This window comes from Desulfospira joergensenii DSM 10085 (genome assembly GCF_000420085.1).
Taxonomy (GTDB): Bacteria; Desulfobacterota; Desulfobacteria; order Desulfobacterales; family Desulfobacteraceae; genus Desulfospira; species Desulfospira joergensenii.
Window position 1 is genome coordinate 1,315,779 of sequence record NZ_ATUG01000002.1, and the last position, 18,172, is coordinate 1,333,950.

General features: G+C 44.5%; 13 protein-coding genes and 1 pseudogene. 9 read left to right on the forward strand and 5 right to left on the reverse strand.

Annotated elements, in window-relative coordinates; translation table 11 throughout:
* The first annotated feature begins 168 nt into the window (after positions 1-168).
* The 5 genes from F608_RS0118500 to F608_RS0118525 all read left to right on the forward strand — a co-directional run bounded on the left by F608_RS0118500 (position 169) and on the right by F608_RS0118525 (position 5,253).
* On the forward strand, positions 169-888 hold the full coding sequence (locus F608_RS0118500) for a transposase (protein ID WP_022667146.1): 720 nt from the start codon (positions 169-171) through the stop codon (positions 886-888).
* Positions 889-941: 53 nt separating this feature from the next.
* The gene (locus tag F608_RS0118505) at positions 942-1,610 is read left to right on the forward strand and encodes a transposase (RefSeq protein ID WP_022667147.1); all 669 of its coding nucleotides are present in this window, start codon (positions 942-944) and stop codon (positions 1,608-1,610) included.
* Positions 1,611-1,901: 291 nt separating this feature from the next.
* The gene (locus F608_RS0118510; RefSeq protein ID WP_022667148.1) at positions 1,902-2,246 is read left to right on the forward strand and encodes a DUF7670 domain-containing protein; all 345 of its coding nucleotides are present in this window, start codon (positions 1,902-1,904) and stop codon (positions 2,244-2,246) included.
* Positions 2,247-2,554: 308 nt separating this feature from the next.
* Positions 2,555-3,373 carry a hypothetical protein gene (locus F608_RS0118520; protein WP_022667150.1) on the forward strand — a complete coding sequence of 273 codons (819 nt, stop codon included), beginning with the start codon at positions 2,555-2,557 and terminating at the stop codon, positions 3,371-3,373.
* A gap of 503 nt (positions 3,374-3,876) precedes the next feature.
* Positions 3,877-5,253 (forward strand): IS4 family transposase, encoded by a 1,377-nt coding sequence (locus F608_RS0118525; protein ID WP_022667151.1) that lies wholly within the window; start codon positions 3,877-3,879, stop codon positions 5,251-5,253.
* 128 nt (positions 5,254-5,381) lie between these two features.
* On the opposite strand, the gene F608_RS32555 is transcribed toward F608_RS0118525, so the two are convergent.
* Positions 5,382-7,352 (reverse strand): sigma 54-interacting transcriptional regulator, encoded by a 1,971-nt coding sequence (locus F608_RS32555; protein ID WP_022667152.1) that lies wholly within the window; start codon positions 7,350-7,352, stop codon positions 5,382-5,384.
* 313 nt (positions 7,353-7,665) lie between these two features.
* On the opposite strand from F608_RS32555, the gene F608_RS0118535 reads away from it, so the two are divergent.
* Complete coding sequence (locus tag F608_RS0118535; RefSeq protein WP_153307542.1) at positions 7,666-8,064, forward strand: hypothetical protein; 399 nt, start codon at positions 7,666-7,668, stop codon at positions 8,062-8,064.
* Between the two features lie 217 nt (positions 8,065-8,281).
* Here F608_RS0118535 and F608_RS0118545 read toward each other — a convergent pair whose 3' ends face one another.
* From F608_RS0118545 to F608_RS0118555, 3 genes are all read right to left on the reverse strand, one after another.
* The gene (locus F608_RS0118545) at positions 8,282-9,307 is read right to left on the reverse strand and encodes a carbon-nitrogen hydrolase family protein (protein ID WP_022667155.1); all 1,026 of its coding nucleotides are present in this window, start codon (positions 9,305-9,307) and stop codon (positions 8,282-8,284) included.
* A 281-nt stretch (positions 9,308-9,588) separates the two neighbouring features.
* Complete coding sequence (locus F608_RS0118550) at positions 9,589-10,992, reverse strand: amidohydrolase family protein (protein WP_022667156.1); 1,404 nt, start codon at positions 10,990-10,992, stop codon at positions 9,589-9,591.
* Between the two features lie 130 nt (positions 10,993-11,122).
* Positions 11,123-14,359 (reverse strand): AfsR/SARP family transcriptional regulator, encoded by a 3,237-nt coding sequence (locus F608_RS0118555; protein ID WP_022667157.1) that lies wholly within the window; start codon positions 14,357-14,359, stop codon positions 11,123-11,125.
* 116 nt (positions 14,360-14,475) lie between these two features.
* Here F608_RS0118555 and F608_RS32560 point away from each other — a divergent pair, with 116 nt between their 5' ends.
* From F608_RS32560 to F608_RS35870, 3 genes and pseudogenes are all read left to right on the forward strand, one after another.
* The gene (locus tag F608_RS32560; RefSeq protein ID WP_022667158.1) at positions 14,476-15,399 is read left to right on the forward strand and encodes a DUF1835 domain-containing protein; all 924 of its coding nucleotides are present in this window, start codon (positions 14,476-14,478) and stop codon (positions 15,397-15,399) included.
* Positions 15,363-15,573, forward strand: a pseudogene (locus F608_RS37405) (IS1380 family transposase); the annotation flags it as partial. The gene F608_RS32560 and the pseudogene F608_RS37405, both read left to right, overlap by 37 nt.
* A 230-nt stretch (positions 15,574-15,803) precedes the next feature.
* Positions 15,804-16,010: an ASKHA domain-containing protein gene (locus F608_RS35870; RefSeq protein WP_244154307.1), complete on the forward strand. Its 207-nt coding sequence runs from the start codon at positions 15,804-15,806 to the stop codon at positions 16,008-16,010.
* 558 nt (positions 16,011-16,568) lie between these two features.
* On the opposite strand, the gene F608_RS0118570 is transcribed toward F608_RS35870, so the two are convergent.
* A complete protein-coding gene (locus tag F608_RS0118570; RefSeq protein WP_022667160.1) occupies positions 16,569-17,945 on the reverse strand; it encodes an IS4 family transposase in 1,377 nt (458 codons plus the stop codon).
* Positions 17,946-18,172 lie beyond the last annotated feature (227 nt).

Sequence of the window (18,172 nt, forward strand, 5' to 3'; positions counted from 1 at the left end):
ATTCGTTTGAAAAACAGAGCGCATCCCGGAGGTAGTCCACGCAATCAGATAAGGGGTGATGTATAGTGCAATAATCAACGGGCTGTTGCCCAAACACCCCAATTAAATATTGATCGCAACCATCTGTATTGATAAGATAAAACAAAAATATATGGAGAGTTTCTTATCATGATGGGCAAGCAAACCCAGGCCGAACCTAAACTCTTTTATGATCGTATAAGCATAGAAGAAAGAATCTGTCCCAATCATCCACTCAGAGCAATTAGTGAAACAATCAATTTCAATTTTGTCTATGATGAGGTTGAACACTGTTATGGCTCAAACGGCAATGTATCGGTTCCTCCGCCGGTGATCCTTAAGATGATGTTCCTTTTGTTCTTTTACAATATTCGCTCCGAGCGGGAACTAATGGATACCATTCCGATTCGTTTGGATTGGATGTGGTTTCTTGGGTATGATTTGGATGACCAGATCCCAAATCACAGTGTGTTAAGTAAAGCAAGGAATCGTTGGGGCACTGAGATTTTCCAAACTTTTTTTAAGCGTATCGTCATACAATGTGTCCATGAAAACTTGGTAGACGGGAGCAAAATTTTCATGGATGCAAGCCTGGTTCAGGCCGATGCATCTAATAATTCTGTAGTAAACCAACAATCCCTTAGACGGTATTTAAATAAAAGCTATCGCAGGTTAGAAAAAAGGTTGGAGCAAGGAGAGAGAATAGAACCCAAAGCTGGTAAGGAAAACCGCAAACATATCTCCACCACAGATCCGGATGCCTCAGTCGTGCGTATGGGATCAGGACGTTCAAGGTTAAAATATAAGATCCACAGAACTGTGGATGAAAAAGCTGAAATCATAAGGCAATACATGAAGCACACCTTCTAACCGACCTCGTAGATCAACATGATTTAAATACTGGCAAGGAGACGGATACAGTTGTGACGGACAGTAAATATGGCACGATAGATAACTATCTGGCTTGTTGTGACCGCAACCTTAGTCCTCATTTTGAATCATTAGAGGCAACCAGTAAAAACAATGGACGGCGCAGAGGGATTTTTCTTCCTTCAGAATTTACATATGATACAGAGAAAGATAGGTTCATCTGTCCGAATGGGAAACATCTGAAGCGGAGAAAATTTAAAAAGAAACGAAATCATTTTGAATATGCGATATCCGGCAAAGTGTGTAACAAGTGCAACCTGAAAGACCAGTGTACACGCTCCAAATTTGGCAGGACTCTCAAGCGCCATGTCAGACAAGAAGATCTGGATCGAAAGGTAACCCAATCCCAAAGCCAGACATCCAAGGATGATATTGGCAAAAGACAGCATCTGATGGAGCGCTCTTTTGCCAGAAGTGTTCGATATGGATATAAACGAAGCAGGTGGAGACGGCTGTGGCGGCTCAAAATTCAGGAATATCTGACGGCTACCATCCAAAATATTATGATTCTTGTCCGGAACGGAAGGAGCAAAGACCGGGCTGTTATGGGCAAAAGCCTGGAGTATTACCCGAATTTGGTTAAGATGGTTGAAAAAGTCTGGTCAGCAAATCAGAATAAACATTTATGGAATTCAAGTGAATTATTCATCGGCTTTAGTTGACGCTTTGGGCAACAGCCCGTTAATGGGTGACCCCATGCATACATGACCCCATGCATATAGTAGCAACGTTGGCCAGTAAATTCGGGGGAAAGCAGGAAATACAATAATATATTAATCGGCTTTTTGTAGACGGCATTCCGGATCTCAGGATCCCTGCCCTGGCCGATAAAATTAACAAGGTAATATGTTTACACTTGCAATCCTGTCTATAATCAGCCTATTTTCAAAGAAATGGATATGCTAAACCACACATCATAATTGTTATATCCTAAACATTAGGAGGATCAAGATATGAAGAACAGAAAATTAATAATGTGGGTAGTGCGCATTCTTAACTTCGTAGCATTCGTGTTGATATTGTCCGCTATCTGTGAAGATGGATTCCCTCCCAAAAGTCCATTTTCATATCCGCTGTTATTCTCCATTGCGCAGACCGCTTTTTTTGCCTCGGCAGCCGCTCTGCTCATTGCTTTCAGGTGGAATGTTATCGGCGGGGTTGTGTCTATAGCTTGTCTGGCAATCACGTTTATATTTGTCCTGATATCCAAACAAATCGTGGTGTGGCCGGTCTTCCTCTGCATGATTCCCGGTATTATATACTTGAGTCTGAGCAGAAAAAAGGAGGCAAACGCCTAACAAAGCCGCTTGCACACGGATCGCTAAAAGCTGCGCTCGTTCCTCGCTTCGCTTTTAGCGCCCGGTGAAGCGGAGCGTTATAGATCTGAATGAACAAAATGATAACCAGAAAAAAGGTCAGATTGCCGAATTATAATTATTCGGAGAATGTGTTTTATTCCATCACGATCTGTACAAAGAACAGAGAAAATATTTTCGGTGATATTCCTACAAAGAAACAGGGGCAGACCTTCATTATTGACAAGATGACACGCGGGAAGCGGAATCTCACGAAACATCTTTTTAGTAAAACGAAAGAGAGGTAATATATGAACGGTAAATATCTTATAAAAATTATTTTCTGCTTTTTATTATTACAAAGTTTTATTGTGCCCAATTTATTGATGGCTGATTCTAACGATCAATCACTGTCCGAATCAAAAATAGTTGATAACTCCCCTCAAAATAGAAGAGGTCCTGGATTAAAGGTCGGTACAATACAGGGCAGGTCTCATATGATAATTGAAAAGGTCACGAATGAACAGATCCAAAAACAACAAAAAGAGATTGATGATTTCCAGCAAACAAAGGGCATGAACGATGAAGAATTAGTATTGATGAAGGCCTATTTAAATGGAGACATGTCCTATAAAGAAATGACAGCCAGGAAAAAAAAGATGTCGGGTGAAGCACCTCAAATAGACGAAAAGAAAATTAAGGAAAGCCTTAGCATGGAAGGCAAGTCTGATAAAGAGATAGATTATATTATTAAAAAAATATTTCGAGGAGAAGCCGATCCGGATGAAGACCAAAAAATGCCTGAAGAAATAAAAGCAGAGACTGATCGGCAGCTTCACACCCTCTGGAAAGAGATGAGAACAGCCTTGTCAAATAATGATATTGAAACGGCGATGAGCTGTTTTTCTGAGAAAAGTCAGAATACTTATAGATCTCTCTTTGAGAAGCTACCTCATAAAAAACTTCGTGAACTTGCAGAGGGCCTCAAAGATCTTCAGCTCATCAAATTTCACTCAGCCAGATATGCTGAATATGATGTACAGGAAACAAGAGATGGAGAGCAGGTATCCTGGATGGTTGTTTTTATAAAACCACCCTGGGAAAATGATTGGAAAATTAAGTCTTTCTAATATTCTTATTTATATTCGTAATCTCAACTTTCACCATTTAAAGACTATGGCAAGTAGTCGTAAATTTTCAAGAGTATAATGCCAAGCCTCTCGGCATCCGCCTGAACCATGAATAAAAATAAGCTTCATAGGGCCTCTTAATCGCTGTTGAATATGATTTACAGGAATTCCACAACAATAATTACGATTCTATTTTAGTAGGTTTGGGCAAATAAGCCCTTCTATGCAAGTGAATATATTTTTCGATAATGATTCAGGACAGGATGCATAATCATGTTTAAGACGCATGGTTCTCAATCGCCTTATCCACTTCAAGACAGTACTCTTAACAGATAGTCTGGGGTGGTCATCCGACTATAAAAAGCTCAACTTTCGGTGATTAAAACCAGTCGTATAGAAAATACAACAAACTGAAATCATTATAAAAATTGACGAATTCCACTCCGCATGATATGCTTTGTTTACCACTAAACAAACAATCGAAACAAAGGGAATTCGTCAAAATGAATACTACCTTTAACGGTCCACTAAATCAAATCACAAATTCAGAGCAGCTTGGCGTCCTCAATGAATACTTTGCAAAATTCAAAATAGGCACGCTATTGAACCAATCAGAAATCACTAAAACAAAGGGGGCATCTCCGCTTGCTATTTTCACAGCCCTTTTCAACCTGGCCTTTTGCAATAAGAATTTGTACCAGGGCATTGTGAGAAACAAAGAAATAGCGGTTGATAAGGACGCTGCCTACAATTTTCTGAACACACCAACATTCAACTGGCGGCGGTTTACCTTTCATCTTAGCCGCCGGATTTATTTTATCATCAGAGGTCTTCTTGATGATTCTTCCGAAGAGGTTCTTATTTTGGACGATTCTACCTATAGCAGAAATCGATCAAAAAAAGTGGAACTGTTATCCCGGGTGTTCGATCACACAAATATGAAGTTTATTAAAGGGTTTCGGATGCTGACCCTTGGATGGTCTGACGGCAATAGCTTCCTTGGACTTGATTTTGCCCTTTTATCATCCGCAGAAAAAAAGAATCGGTACAATGAAATCAATTCTGAGATTGATAAAAGGACCTGCGGGTACCATCGCCGTCAAGAAGCAGTCACAAAATCTACGGCTCACCTCGTACCGATGGTAAAAAGAGCCCTTGCTATGGGTGTCCAGGCCAGATATGTCGTGATGGACAATTGGTTTTCGATGCCCTCAGCAATAGCAAGTTTGCGGGAGCACATACAGGTCATATGTATGCTGAGAGATCACCCAAAATGGTATTATGAATATCAAGGCAAAAAACTCAGGCTGTCCGACCTTTACAGGAAATTGAAGAAAAAAAGGGGAAGAGCAAAGGTCAAAGCCCATGCCGTAGTATCTCTTCCAAACGGTAAACGGGCAAAAATAGTTTTTGTTCCCTGTAATACAAACCGAGGCTGGCTTGCACTACTGTCGACAGACTGGGCACTCCCTAATGAAGAAATCATACGGCTGTACGGCAAACGGTGGGATATCGAAGTTTTTTTCAAGATGTGCAAACAACACCTGAAACTGGTAAAAGAGGTACAAATCAGGAATTACGATGGTCTGATCGCACACACATCACTTGTATTTGCCAGATATAATCTTCTCAGCCTTTATCAGCGGCAATGTATGGATCAGAGGTCGTTTGGAGATCTCTTCAGAGCCTGTAACGATGAGATGACCAATTTGTCTTTTATGGTTTCTTTGGAGCGGATCATGCGCTTAGCTTTGGTAAAAATTCGGCGACTATTTGATTTTACCGAGCGTATGGTACAGGAGATGCTTGATCAGGTGATGGGTCAGGCTCTAAAATATTTCGGATTTTCTAATAGACCTAAGGAATTCTTGGGGGTGTAATTTTACTCCACCGAAAGTTGAGTAAAAAGGAGTCTGGCTGAAGGGTAGTCCTCACCTCAGCTCTTTAAATTTTAAATCTAAGGAACGTGCCGTTGAAACGATGTCTATGATATGCACAAAATGGGGTATCAGAACGGTACGGTTTCAGTTCCTCTCTCTTTCTTACGTATTCTCCAAAGGGTATTGGTGCTAATGCCAAGCTGTTTTGCCGCCGCCGTTTTATTGCCACCGCATTGCCGCAAGGCATGGGTGATAATTTTAAGCCTATAGCGATCCATATATTCGTTCAGCGTGTGAATTTGACCTTCAGTGCGCTCCGAATTGGTTTGACCGTGAAGAGAAGGAATGCAGTCCGCTGTTGCCGGGGACTCAGGATCGCCCGGATCTTTGTACTCCTCAAATAGATCCATGAACAAATGTTCGCTGAATTTATCCTTGCCCAGGAGTGTAAGATAACTTTCCATCAGAGCGTTTAATTCCCTTATGTTTCCCGGCCACCAATAGGTTTGCAATCGGTTTAGCATCTCAGAGGTGACGGACGCCAAGGATTTCCCGTGCCGTTTCAGCAACGGGTTCAGCAGTTCCGGGATGTCTTGAGTTCGATTCCGCAATGGCGGAATTGTAAGCCGTAGAACCGCCAGTCTGTAATAAAGGTCTTTTCTGAATCGCCCGACACGGACCTCTTCGCGAAGATCCCTGTGAGTAGAGCTGATGATGCGGACATCTACCGGAACAATTCGATCTCCCCCAACACGGATAACCTCCTTGCTTTCCAAAATTCTTAAAAGGCGAACTTGAATGTTGGAGGAGATATCGCCAATCTCATCGAGAAAAATTGTCCCTTGGTCGGCTAATTCGAACAGGCCTATTTTCCCACCTTTTTTGGCGCCTGTAAAGGCTCCTTCCTCATACCCGAAAAGCTCGCTTTCCAATAAGGTCTCGGAAAGTGCGGCGCAATTGACCGCCACGAACGGGGCCTTTTTACGGGGACTTTCGTTGTGAAGGGCATGACTGAGGAATTCCTTTCCCGTGCCGGTCTCGCCGTAAACCAGAATGGAGGCCTCGGTCTGTGCAAATTTTTTCGCTTTAGTGATCACCTTTTGCATATTAGGATCAATGGCAACTATGGTTTTCATCCGGTGTTTGGCAATAAATCCCTTCTTGTATATGCGTTCCCGCAATTTTCTGTCGATGCCATGAATGGCGCTTCCCTCCTTTAGCAGACTGACAGCCCCCCGAATCTGGTCGTTGATCAGGACGGGCAAGGAGGTCACAACAATGTCAGTATTTTTGAAATGGATTATTTTATCTGCCTTTTTTTGGGATTGAAGGGCATCCATGAGCCCGAGGGAATTGGTGAAATCGGAAATCGGTCGTCCCAGCCTCGGTTCGAGGTCCATTCCAAGTATTGTTTCGGCAGTTTTGTTGTAGAAGTTCAGGTACCCGTGCGCGTCAACACAAATCATACCGTCGTCCATCACGTTCAGAATAGTTTGCAGCCGTTGGTGATGTTCCGTTTCCATGCGGCGGGCCGCGGCCAAAGAACGTGCCTGTTTTATGGCCTCCCGGACATTCTGCGTTCCCGGTTTAACTATTACCGACTTGACATCAAGCTGATCTGCAATTTTTCTGCTCAGCCCCCCGCCGACAATTATGTCGACCCCTTCGCTGACGGCTTTCTCAATCCTCTCCTGCAAATCCCTATGATGATGGAACACAATCTCCCGGACATTCATCTTCAATAGTTCCCGGATGGTTTCGAATCCCTCATGTCCTTCGGATATGCTGGTAATTCCGATCCTGTTGCCTAACTCCCGGGCGTTGAGTAAGGCAGTAACAATATCTGACATATTCTTGGGAATGATCACCACAGGCTGACCAATGCTTTTTGCAATCATCCTGCCGGTGCCGCTATGGACAATAATGACTTCATATCCGTCCTTAATGAGTGTTTCTGCGACAGCTGCACCGTCATCCAGCCCCACTACCGTTGTGAACAGAGTTTCGGTTTCATGATTTATATTTTGTCTGACAATGCGTGAGATTTCCTCTGAATGGGAAACAAGGGCAAACCGGTATCTTTTGTGCGAATGGGGCATGGTCTCCTCGGCTTTGCTGATAATTGATCCTGCCTTGAATTAAAGACTTCTTGAACCCAAGACTCAGTAATCACTTGTCCACAAGTGATATAATATCTCAAATATATAATATTTTCTATATTTGAGGTTAATTCATTCCATATATGGAATGATTCAAAATATATAATTCTTGATATAAAATGTAAATATCGTTTGTTTTCAATGTATTATTTCTTATGCAGGAGTTACGGCATCATTCTTGCCCGTGCATATATATAGGTGCCTGGATAGAGGTTGAAATTGGCACTACAAATTTAAAAGTGAAAAGGGGAGCATGATGACATTAGGACATTTGATAGTGAATTCGGTTTTTCTAACGCTCATCCTTCGACTTTTGCATTGGTATGCCGTTCACAGAGCAAAATACCTGGTAAACTTAGAGTTGAGTTCAGTCACTCCATATTTGTCTGCCAAACCTGATTCTGTCAAACAAATTCATACCATTATCTGCCAGCCTTCTATAATGGGCCATGGCATTGGGACCACCCAAAAAGAAGCGGTGAAATCATATGGGAATCCAATTCGCCTGAGCCTTGAATCGCTTACCTCCGATTTCCTTGGACATCGCCGGTTGCCATGGGACCAGGGCATCGCATCTGCTATTGGCAAGTTTATGGGTCATACCGGAAGACCGCAGAATAGAAAAAATCCCGGAGAGAAAGGGGAACATTGACCAAAAAGCGCTACGGGCTGATATTAGATCCGCCAGAATTCAGAGGCCATTTCTGTCTGGGGCGATTCCCGTGGAAAATTGACGAGAAAACTGTCAGAGATCACCATGATAAGAATTGGAGGATAAACAGTAATGGCATCAAATTTTTATATGACTCTGGTATATTCAAGACCAAATAATAACCAGCCATTCTAAAGAACATGTGGGGAGATTCTCCCTAACACTTCAGTGAATTTCCTCTGGTTATGGCACTGCTATATTTGCAGCACCGTTTTTCGTATTGTTTCTCAAAGCCAGTGAAACACAATTGTTGATAGAGTTTAAACATAAACGGTGGTTGGACAAAGTAGTATCCCCTATCCATATAGTCGGGAAAAATATTGACCCTTGAAATCTGGGATCGTTTTTTCTTTTGATTCATTTCAACGGCTGCAACGCAGGAAAATTCTTTTTTCAAATCTACATCGCGAATCCATTTCTTTCCTGATTTGTCATGAACGTTTGAGTTCCCAACAAATTCATAGATTGAATTTGGCCAGTCCGGTAACGGGTAAAAACGGGGGTGAGCAATCGGCAACTTTACGCGGCCACATTGATTTACATAGACTGCGGGTACTTCTAGAGCAGTTGCATATCTGTGTGGGACCACTTCTGAAGCCAGATATGATTGACGCCTGAGAATTCTACTAAAACACATGGAATCCGGGTGCTTTAGCATCGGGACAACGGTACCCCACAAAGCAACGATAATCACTATTTCTACGCCACTTTGCCGAAATCCCTCAAAGGTCTCTCTTGAAAAAGAATCGAAGCAGATCGCACCTCCTACGCGCCCGAAGGGTGTCTCAAAGATACCGGGGCCTGGTTGTTTGCATCGTTTCCAGACAAGTCGCTCCTGACAGGTCGGGTTGCGTTTACGGTATATCTGCACACTTTTGTCAAACCCAACCATGACCATTGTGTTGAAAAAATACCCATCAATTTTTTCATAAATGCTTGTAATAATGTAAACCTGATGCTTCTCGGCCTGATCTTTGAGCCACGTCACCGTGTACCCATCAAGATTTTCGCCAAGATTCATAAGCTTTTCATTACAAGAAAAACCAACGTTAAACATTTCCGGGAGGACAACGATCTCTGCGCCATCCTGGGCTGTTTTTGAGATATGACGACCGGCCTTCGATAGGTTCGCTTGGAGATTGAGGGGTTCCGCAGCCATTTGTATAAGACCGATCTTAACCATTTCTTGCGCCTCCATTGTTATATTTTTATATCTATTCTTTTAATGTTTTAAAAGCAGAAGTTTTTATCATACAAGAGCATCGCCGCAAATAACCGGACGCAAAAAGCGCGCAGCGGTTATTGCGGTCCATGTTAATTTGCCTCGTTGTTCAGATTGAGGCTCGCTGCGCTCACACAATCTGATGTGGTCAAGTAAAAATGGACACTTTTTCTATGCGGCTTTTTCCTGCTGGGTGGACTTCCGGCGGCAGGCATGGCGGCTTGCACAGGATTATTTTTCCTTTACGCAGGATCGTCGGTCATCCACGCCTCTGGGGTGCGGGCGTCACCGCCTTTAATTGTCCACATCAATGATTCCAGGGCTGTCGGATTTTTTAAAGGGTCTTCCCGGACAACGATCATGTCCCCGTACTTTCCCCTCTCAATGGTACCGATTCTGTCTGATAGCCCCATCATTTCGGCAGGAATTTTTGTGGCCGATGAAATCACGTCCATGGGTGGGATACCGATTTTGCAAAGCAGTTCCATTTCCCTGATCATACTGGTGCCGTGGAAGAAATTTGGGAATACGGGCCAGCTTGAAGCATCTGTGCCGGCCACAATGGGGATGCCGGCCTTATACAGGGTGAGGATTGCCCGGGATGCGTTTTGCATGCAGGATCTGATTGATTTTTCAATGTTCACAACCTTTGGCAGGGCCCGAATGACAAAGCCGGGAAGCCATCGGGGAGATGACAGCGTAAAAAATCTGTCATAGTAATCTTCCCAGGCCCGGTCATCTCTTGCTGTTTCAAGCAGTTTTCCGGGGACCCTCAATTTTAAATACGGATTGTCCAGCCGTTCCCGCTCAAACTGCACCAGCATCTGGTCAAAGGTACATGACAAGGTGGTGGTCATGTATGTCCCAAGCTTTTTCATCCGGCTGATAAACCTGTCCGTGGGCTGCTTGAAGATAAACCCGGAATGGACAAAGCAGTGGACACCCATATCAAGCCCGATTTCCTGTTCTTTTTTTTTATATGCATGGACGTACAATGGCAGGTTTCTTTTCCCGGCCTCATCAACGATAAAATTACGGATTTCAGAAGAGAGCAACGGCCAGATATTTGCTTTGCCAAATCCACTTTCAATCATGGCTTTTACCCCGATAATATTGTCCATCCCCTCATATTCCCGGAACAGTGCTGCCACATCCGTCCGGGTCTTTGCAGGCTGCCAGTGAGGCCCCCAGAAAGGGGTGAGCATGTCATTGTCCAGGTATCCGTTGGGCGGATAAAACCCAGGGGCCAGTGCAAATATCCTGGGGCCCGTACCGCCTGACGTTAGGTGTTGGCTGAATTCGCCCAGCATCTGGGAGGAGATGGCATTGTCCAAAACAGTGGTAACCCCGCAGGCCAGGTATGACTTCAGCTGATGGTACCGGTATGTTTTAAGCTGTGCCTCATCGTCATTGCGGAACACTGATCCGGGAACACTTTGCAGATGGACATGGGCATCTATCAGGCCGGGCATAACGGTTGCGCCCTTTACATCCAGCATCGGCACATGGTCCGGACATGTACAGTTTCCAATCTCCAGGATCTGCCCCCCATGGATGTATATGGACTGAAGGTTCTCGAACACATTGCCCAGGCCGTCGATCAACCGGGCATTTTTAACCAGAAGTGTGTGCGTCTTTTTTTTCAATTTCCTGCCTCCGTATAAAAAGCGGTTAAAAATATTAAATACCGCGATTATAACTTTGGTGGATAAACCGGGAATAAATTGAAATTGATTTCACTGAATTTGAACATAAAATTTTATTTTGGGATAGAAACTAATCAGCAGCCATGCAGCTATGAAACAGGCGAACCGTTTCAGGGTCCGGGGAGCAGTCCAGGGCATCAAACACGTTCTTTTGGCATGCTTCATAGGTTTTTTTCACCAAAGACCGGTTCCCGGCCACAGCATAAAGCTGCATGAGTTTTTGATAGACGGGTTCAACGCTGTTGTCTGTTTCAAGGTATTTTTGCGCAAAAGATATCCCCTTTTCAGGCTGTGACCTGTCAAGAAAATGGCAAATCAGTTTCCACAGAACCGACAAATAGATGTCCTGTAATCTTTGCCTTTTCTCGATACACCACTGGGTATAAGCATCTTCAGCCAGGAACGGTCCCTTATAGACGGCCAGAGCGGCTTCATAATGGGGCAGGGCAGCTTCCATTTCAAAAGCCGTGTTCCCTTTTTGGACCGCGTCCCAAAATGTCAGCACATCAACTGTGCCGGCGTGTCCCAGAAAGAGCCTGAACGAAGTTCCCTGCTTTTTCAAATAACGGGATGGTGCCCCGCGCCGGATGTGGGGCTCAAAAAATTTTCGGACGGCGGTGACCACTACGTTGAACCGCTTGCGCGTTTTATTAAAATCCTGTTCCGGCCAGAGCAGCTCAATGAGTTCATCCCGGTGCTTAAATCCTTTGCGCTGGTTGAGCGCCAAATATTTGATCATCATTAACGCATTGGTATTGTTAAATGTTTCGGGCATCATATCCTGTTCGCCCAGAATCATGCGGAACCTGCCTAAAAGTGATATCCGTAAGGGCAAAACCGGTTCTTTTATGCCTTGTACCGGCAGGAGATGTACCCGGTTCATCTTCTGAAAAACTTCCCGGATAAACCCTTGTTTGATACCATTTGAATACAAGGCCGATAAAAGTGATTCTATGTGTGGCCCGGCATCTGCCACCTGGTGCCCATAGCCGTACTTTGCCGCAATCTCAATTGCCTGGTTCAGTTCCGCAAGTGCCGTGGTCCTGTCATTTAAATGCACCCGGCACCGGGCCGATATCATCAGGGTTTTAAAGGTATAAAAAGCAGACGACCTGACTTTTTCCAGAACCTGGGCCGTTTTTTCCAGCACAGCACCAACCCGCCCGGTTTCAAGCCACACACCCAGCATGCTCGTTTCAAGAATGCCCTGGGTCATACCAAGACCTGTCCGAAGCAGCAAAGTCAGCCCCTGTTCCAGGGCTTTTTCCGCACCCCGGGGATCGCCCTGCTTTAACCGGATAAAATGAATGAGATCATGAACATGGGCCTGGCCCCAATAATTAGCCTGGTGGGTAAACCGGGCCATGGCTTTTTGGGTCCGGTCAAGGGCCTGATCCAGGCGTTTCAAACCGCACAGGTGAAGTGCCGCCGCATAATTGAGCCATCCCTCCTGGTTGTCGCGAATGCCCATTTCACGGATAAGATCCAGCCCTTTTTCAGCCAGGCGGTGACCGATATTGAATTCGTTTAAAAAATAGGCCGGCAGTGCGGCATGCAGGTATGAAAAGGGCATGATGATGTCCACACCCATTTTTGAATACCAGTCTATACTCCTGCAGGCACTGGCATAAGCCGCCTTAAAATCCCCGGCAACAAAGTCCCGGTAGCAAAGTATAAACCCGATCCAGTTTTTCATCTTCAACCGCTGGGAATAAGGTAGCCGGCCAATATCTTTTTGTGTGGCCCAGGCCAACTGATCTGCCTGGCGGATATTTCCCAGGATGACGTAAATCAGTATCAGCAGGCCGGATATTTCCTGGCGTTTGCCCGGGTCTTTACATGTCAGGCATGTTTCCAGTAAATTCTTTGCTTCCGGGAGATGACCGGTATAATAGTAGTTAAGGCCCAGTTGTATCCGGCAGTCCAGGAGAAACGCCCCGGAGACTTGCGGGTCTGATTTGCCCAAAATGGTTTCATATAATGATACTGACCGGTGGGGATTTCCTGAAAAGGATTCCAACCTGGCCTGGATGTACAATAATGAAAGGCTTGAACGGATGAATTGCTTTGGAAAGGCATTTAGAACGCCCTGGACCCGAAGGAGCTGTCCGGATTCAAAAAGTATTTTTTCATGTTTCATCAGCCGGTGTGCGGCAGTATCAAAAAAACCACCGGAAATATAAGACCGGACAGCCCCAAGATCATTTCCGGATGCCTTATGAAGGTTGGCAATGTCCAGGTATAGCCTGGCAATGGTTTCCCGGGGCAGGGTTTGTTTTATCCGGGTGCGTAAAAAGGATCTGAGCAGGTGATGATAGGTATAAACCCAATTACCGATTTTCCCGGATTGCGTCCGGTATGTCAGCAAATGGCCGTTGACCAGTTGATTTAAGATCTTTTCCGACGCCGTAATCTGGAGAAGCGCGTTGCAAAATTCCGGTTCAAGGGTGTCCAGCAGCGATGTTTTCAACATGAATTCCCGGGTTTGGGGGTCCAGGGACTGGAAAACCGTTTCTTCAAAATAGTTAAAAATCAGTTTGTTTGAACCAGCCGGATCCGTGGGCAGCTTTTTCATCCGTCCTCCGGGCAGATCTTTCAGGCACAGGTATAATAAAACCAGACCTGCGACCCAGCCGTTTGATATCCGGTACACCTGGTCTGCAAGCTTTAAGGGCAAAGCCGGTTTAAAGTGCCTGGTTAAAAGATGGCGGGTCTCATCCAATGTAAACAGAAGATCGGATTCTGTTATTTCCATGGCTTGGCCGGTGAGATGCAGCCTGGACAGACCCATTTTAGGAGTGGATCTGGTCAAAAGGATGATATGAAACCATGGGGGCAGGTTCTCAACCAGAAACTTAACCGATTCCAAGATGGCCTTTTCTTTTTGCACAGTATGGAAATCATCCAGGACCAGGCAAGTTCGGGAGCCGGGAGATGTTTCCAGGGTATGGACAATCTCCGCCAGGGCCCGCCCCCTGTGAATCGCCCCAAAGGGGGCTGCGGCAATGCGTTGTTCCATCATGGGACACGGGGTTCTGGTACAGGATTTTAAACCCGCTGCAGCATACCGGATAAACCGGGAAAAATCTCGGTCCTGTTCATCGAGATGGTACCATACCGGCGTGATCTCCTTTTGCTGTAAGGCCCAGGCCGTCAATGCAGTTTTTCCATGCCCGGCACCAGCGGTTACCACTGTCAGGCGTTTATTCGTCAACTCTTTCAGGATAACGGACAACCGGGTGGGAATAAACAAATCCGGATGGATGGGGATAGACAGTTTGGAAGCCAGTATGTGTTCTTTGGTCATCACAGTTATACATCCCCGGATTCAAGCTGTTTGAGGGTATGTTTTCAGTTTATTTTTTTCCTGCAGACGGATATCATAACCATATTTTACCGAAAATAAAAATGCGGAGGAAATAAATGACTGGAATTTTTCATATCACAAGCGGGGACATTGCAGGCCAAAGCCTTTCAAAAGCAGGCCTTCCCGGGGAAGTTTTTGTCTGGCATGATATTCTTTATGACGGCCCCAGGCAGCCGGGGTGGCCGGATGAAAATGGTCTCAATGCCCGGGCATTGTTCCTGGAAGAATACACGGCAGGAGGACTGGCCAAAGACCTTATTCTGGAAACATTCCATGATCAATACCACAGACTTGCACAGGCCGCGTCTTATGACCGCATTGTTCTGTGGTTTGATGCGTGCCTGTTTGATCAGTCCATGCTTGCCCATATTCTGATGTGCTTATCCCGGAAAAAAATCCGGAACGTGGAACTTCTTTGTGTGGATTCTTTTCCCGGGATTGAACCCTTTCACGGGCTCGGGCAGTTGCAGCCTGAGCAGCTTGCCTCGCTCTATGATTGCCGGCGGTCTGTTTCAAACGAACAATTTGAGTTTGCAGCCCTGGTGGACAAGGCATTTGCAGCCCGGGACATTGCCTTGTTGTCTGAACTGTCAAAGATGGACGCACCCTCTTTGCCCTGGATTCCGGCAGCGGTGGCAAGGTGGATAGAGGAACAGCCCGATGCCATAACAGGTTTAGGCCGTCTGGAACACCTGGCCCTTGAAGCGATCCGCAGTGGTTGCCGGACACCGGACAACATATTCAGATCTGTTGCTCTGGCAGATACTCCTCCGCAATACTGGGGAGATACAACATTGTGGGCTAAAATCAATGACCTCGCAGACCGTGTTCCCCCACTGGTAAAAATTGAAGGACCTGGAGACAGGTTGCCCCAATGGGAGAGTTCGGTGCCTTTAGCAAACTTCAGCATCAGGGCCTTAGGCCCGTGGTCAGTATCTAATTCAAAAGAGACTGGACTGAACAATCGACTCCCATGTTAAGGGTATCCAACATTCAATACGAGATTGACGGTCGCCTCTAAGGCGTTGCTCATGGCGGCATCGGTCTATAATATTCTTTCCGGTGGTACTTGCCTTCAGAATATTGACCTGCCCAGAAACAATGACGCATGGCTCAATGCCCTTTACGCAAAAATCATCCCTGATTCAACAACAGATTGGTTTCTTTCAACTGTTGGTATGTTCGATTCTATGTTGAATAACCAAATTGGCCGAGGGCTGTTTATAGCAAAAGAAATAAAGGATATCCGTTCAATCCAGCTGGGTAAATCAGCGCTGATCACAGGCATTGAATGCCTTCTAAAAAAGGCTGACTTTGATAAGCCCGAAAAATAATAATTGCAGGTGCGTTTGGGTCCTATCTCGATAAACAGGACATGATAAGATTGGGAATGACACCCGGAATAGATCCTGAAAATATCGAAAAGGTTGGAAATTCAGCTGGTTCAGGTGCGGTGATGACCCTTTGTGATGAATCATATGTTAACAGAGCAATTCATATTGCCTCAAAGATCGAAGTTGTGGAACTTGCCTGTGACAGGGTATTCCAGAATAATTTTATTAAAAATTTAAATTTCCCAGTTACTTCATAATGATCGGCCGCAACAGACGGCCTGGTTATTGATTGGGGGATTGGGGATTGAAAGGAATTGGAACAATTGGGGGACGGGATTTTTGGGGAATTGGGGGACAAATACATTATTCCTTGAATAGCAACTCCAGCCGATTTTGATTATATTGACTAACAAAGTCGAACGGGTTTTGGACTCCCGTTCGGCTTTTTTAAGCTTTATTCGTAACAGAAAAATGTTATAAAAAGCGTTTTACATGACTGCCCCTCCCCCAAGAAAATACACTTCGAGTTGAGCTTCTTCTCAAAGCGACAATGAATTTGGGAAAGCGAGCCATTTGCCTATTATATCAGGGAGAGGAAAGCGAATTTTTTGTTCCAAGATTTCTTTTTCCGGTGGTCGTTTTTAGGCTGGCCTAAAGTTAAAGTTTCTTTAATTCTCTTGGGCTCAAGATTTATCAGGGATTCGTTTTGGTCACTTTAATATATGCCGACTGAAGACTATCTTAAAAATGAAATTTTCCAAATGCAGGTTATAGAAACCCACACTATTATTAACTCAACTTTCGGTGGAGTAAAATTACACCCCCAAGAATTCCTTAGGTCTATTAGAAAATCCGAAATATTTTAGAGCCTGACCCATCACCTGATCAAGCATCTCCTGTACCATACGCTCGGTAAAATCAAATAGTCGCCGAATTTTTACCAAAGCTAAGCGCATGATCCGCTCCAAAGAAACCATAAAAGACAAATTGGTCATCTCATCGTTACAGGCTCTGAAGAGATCTCCAAACGACCTCTGATCCATACATTGCCGCTGATAAAGGCTGAGAAGATTATATCTGGCAAATACAAGTGATGTGTGTGCGATCAGACCATCGTAATTCCTGATTTGTACCTCTTTTACCAGTTTCAGGTGTTCTTTGCACATCTTGAAAAAAACTTCGATATCCCACCGTTTGCCGTACAGCCGTATGATTTCTTCATTAGGGAGTGCCCAGTCTGTCGACAGTAGTGCAAGCCAGCCTCGGTTTGTATTACAGGGAACAAAAACTATTTTTGCCCGTTTACCGTTTGGAAGAGATACTACGGCATGGGCTTTGACCTTTGCTCTTCCCCTTTTTTTCTTCAATTTCCTGTAAAGGTCGGACAGCCTGAGTTTTTTGCCTTGATATTCATAATACCATTTTGGGTGATCTCTCAGCATACATATGACCTGTATGTGCTCCCGCAAACTTGCTATTGCTGAGGGCATCGAAAACCAATTGTCCATCACGACATATCTGGCCTGGACACCCATAGCAAGGGCTCTTTTTACCATCGGTACGAGGTGAGCCGTAGATTTTGTGACTGCTTCTTGACGGCGATGGTACCCGCAGGTCCTTTTATCAATCTCAGAATTGATTTCATTGTACCGATTCTTTTTTTCTGCGGATGATAAAAGGGCAAAATCAAGTCCAAGGAAGCTATTGCCGTCAGACCATCCAAGGGTCAGCATCCGAAACCCTTTAATAAACTTCATATTTGTGTGATCGAACACCCGGGATAACAGTTCCACTTTTTTTGATCGATTTCTGCTATAGGTAGAATCGTCAAAAATAAGAACCTCTTCGGAAGAATCATCAAGAAGACCTCTGATGATAAAATAAATCCGGCGGCTAAGATGAAAGGTAAACCGCCGCCAGTTGAATGTTGGTGTGTTCAGAAAATTGTAGACAGCGTCCTTATCAACCGCTATTTCTTTGTTTCTCACAATGCCCTGGTACAAATTTTTATTGCAAAAGGCCAGGTTGAAAAGGGCTGTGAAAATAGCAAGCGGAGATGCCCCCTTTGTTTTAGTGATTCCTGATTGGTTCAATAGCGTGCCTATTTTGAATTTTGCAAAGTATTCATTGAGGACGCCAAGCTGCTCCGAATTTGTGATTTGATTTAGTGGATCGTTAAAGGTAGTATTCATTTTGACGAATTCCCTTTGTTTCGATTGTTTGTTTAGTGGTAAACAAAGCATATCATGCGGAGTGGAATTCGTCAATTTTTATAATGATTTCAGTTTGTTGTATTTTCTATACGACTGGTTTTAATCACCGAAAGTTGAGTTATTAACATTCAACACTCCGATATTACTTGTTTTCACGGAATTTTGATTTGGGTACTGGGCGACACATGTGTCTATGATTGTTGAGT

What these genes read in the sequence shown, in the direction of transcription:
- F608_RS0118500 (WP_022667146.1), top strand. Translation starts at nt 169, where the DNA reads ATGATGGGCAAGCAAACCCAGGCCGAACCTAAACTCTTTTATGATCGT.
- F608_RS0118510 (WP_022667148.1), top strand. Translation starts at nt 1,902, where the DNA reads ATGAAGAACAGAAAATTAATAATGTGGGTAGTGCGCATTCTTAACTTC.
- F608_RS0118520 (WP_022667150.1), top strand. Translation starts at nt 2,555, where the DNA reads ATGAACGGTAAATATCTTATAAAAATTATTTTCTGCTTTTTATTATTA.
- F608_RS0118525 (WP_022667151.1), top strand. Translation starts at nt 3,877, where the DNA reads ATGAATACTACCTTTAACGGTCCACTAAATCAAATCACAAATTCAGAG.
- F608_RS32555 (WP_022667152.1), bottom strand. Translation starts at nt 7,352, where the DNA reads ATGCCCCATTCGCACAAAAGATACCGGTTTGCCCTTGTTTCCCATTCA.
- F608_RS0118535 (WP_153307542.1), top strand. Translation starts at nt 7,666, where the DNA reads ATGATGACATTAGGACATTTGATAGTGAATTCGGTTTTTCTAACGCTC.
- F608_RS0118545 (WP_022667155.1), bottom strand. Translation starts at nt 9,307, where the DNA reads ATGGTTAAGATCGGTCTTATACAAATGGCTGCGGAACCCCTCAATCTC.
- F608_RS0118555 (WP_022667157.1), bottom strand. Translation starts at nt 14,359, where the DNA reads ATGACCAAAGAACACATACTGGCTTCCAAACTGTCTATCCCCATCCAT.
- F608_RS32560 (WP_022667158.1), top strand. Translation starts at nt 14,476, where the DNA reads ATGACTGGAATTTTTCATATCACAAGCGGGGACATTGCAGGCCAAAGC.
- F608_RS0118570 (WP_022667160.1), bottom strand. Translation starts at nt 17,945, where the DNA reads ATGAATACTACCTTTAACGATCCACTAAATCAAATCACAAATTCGGAG.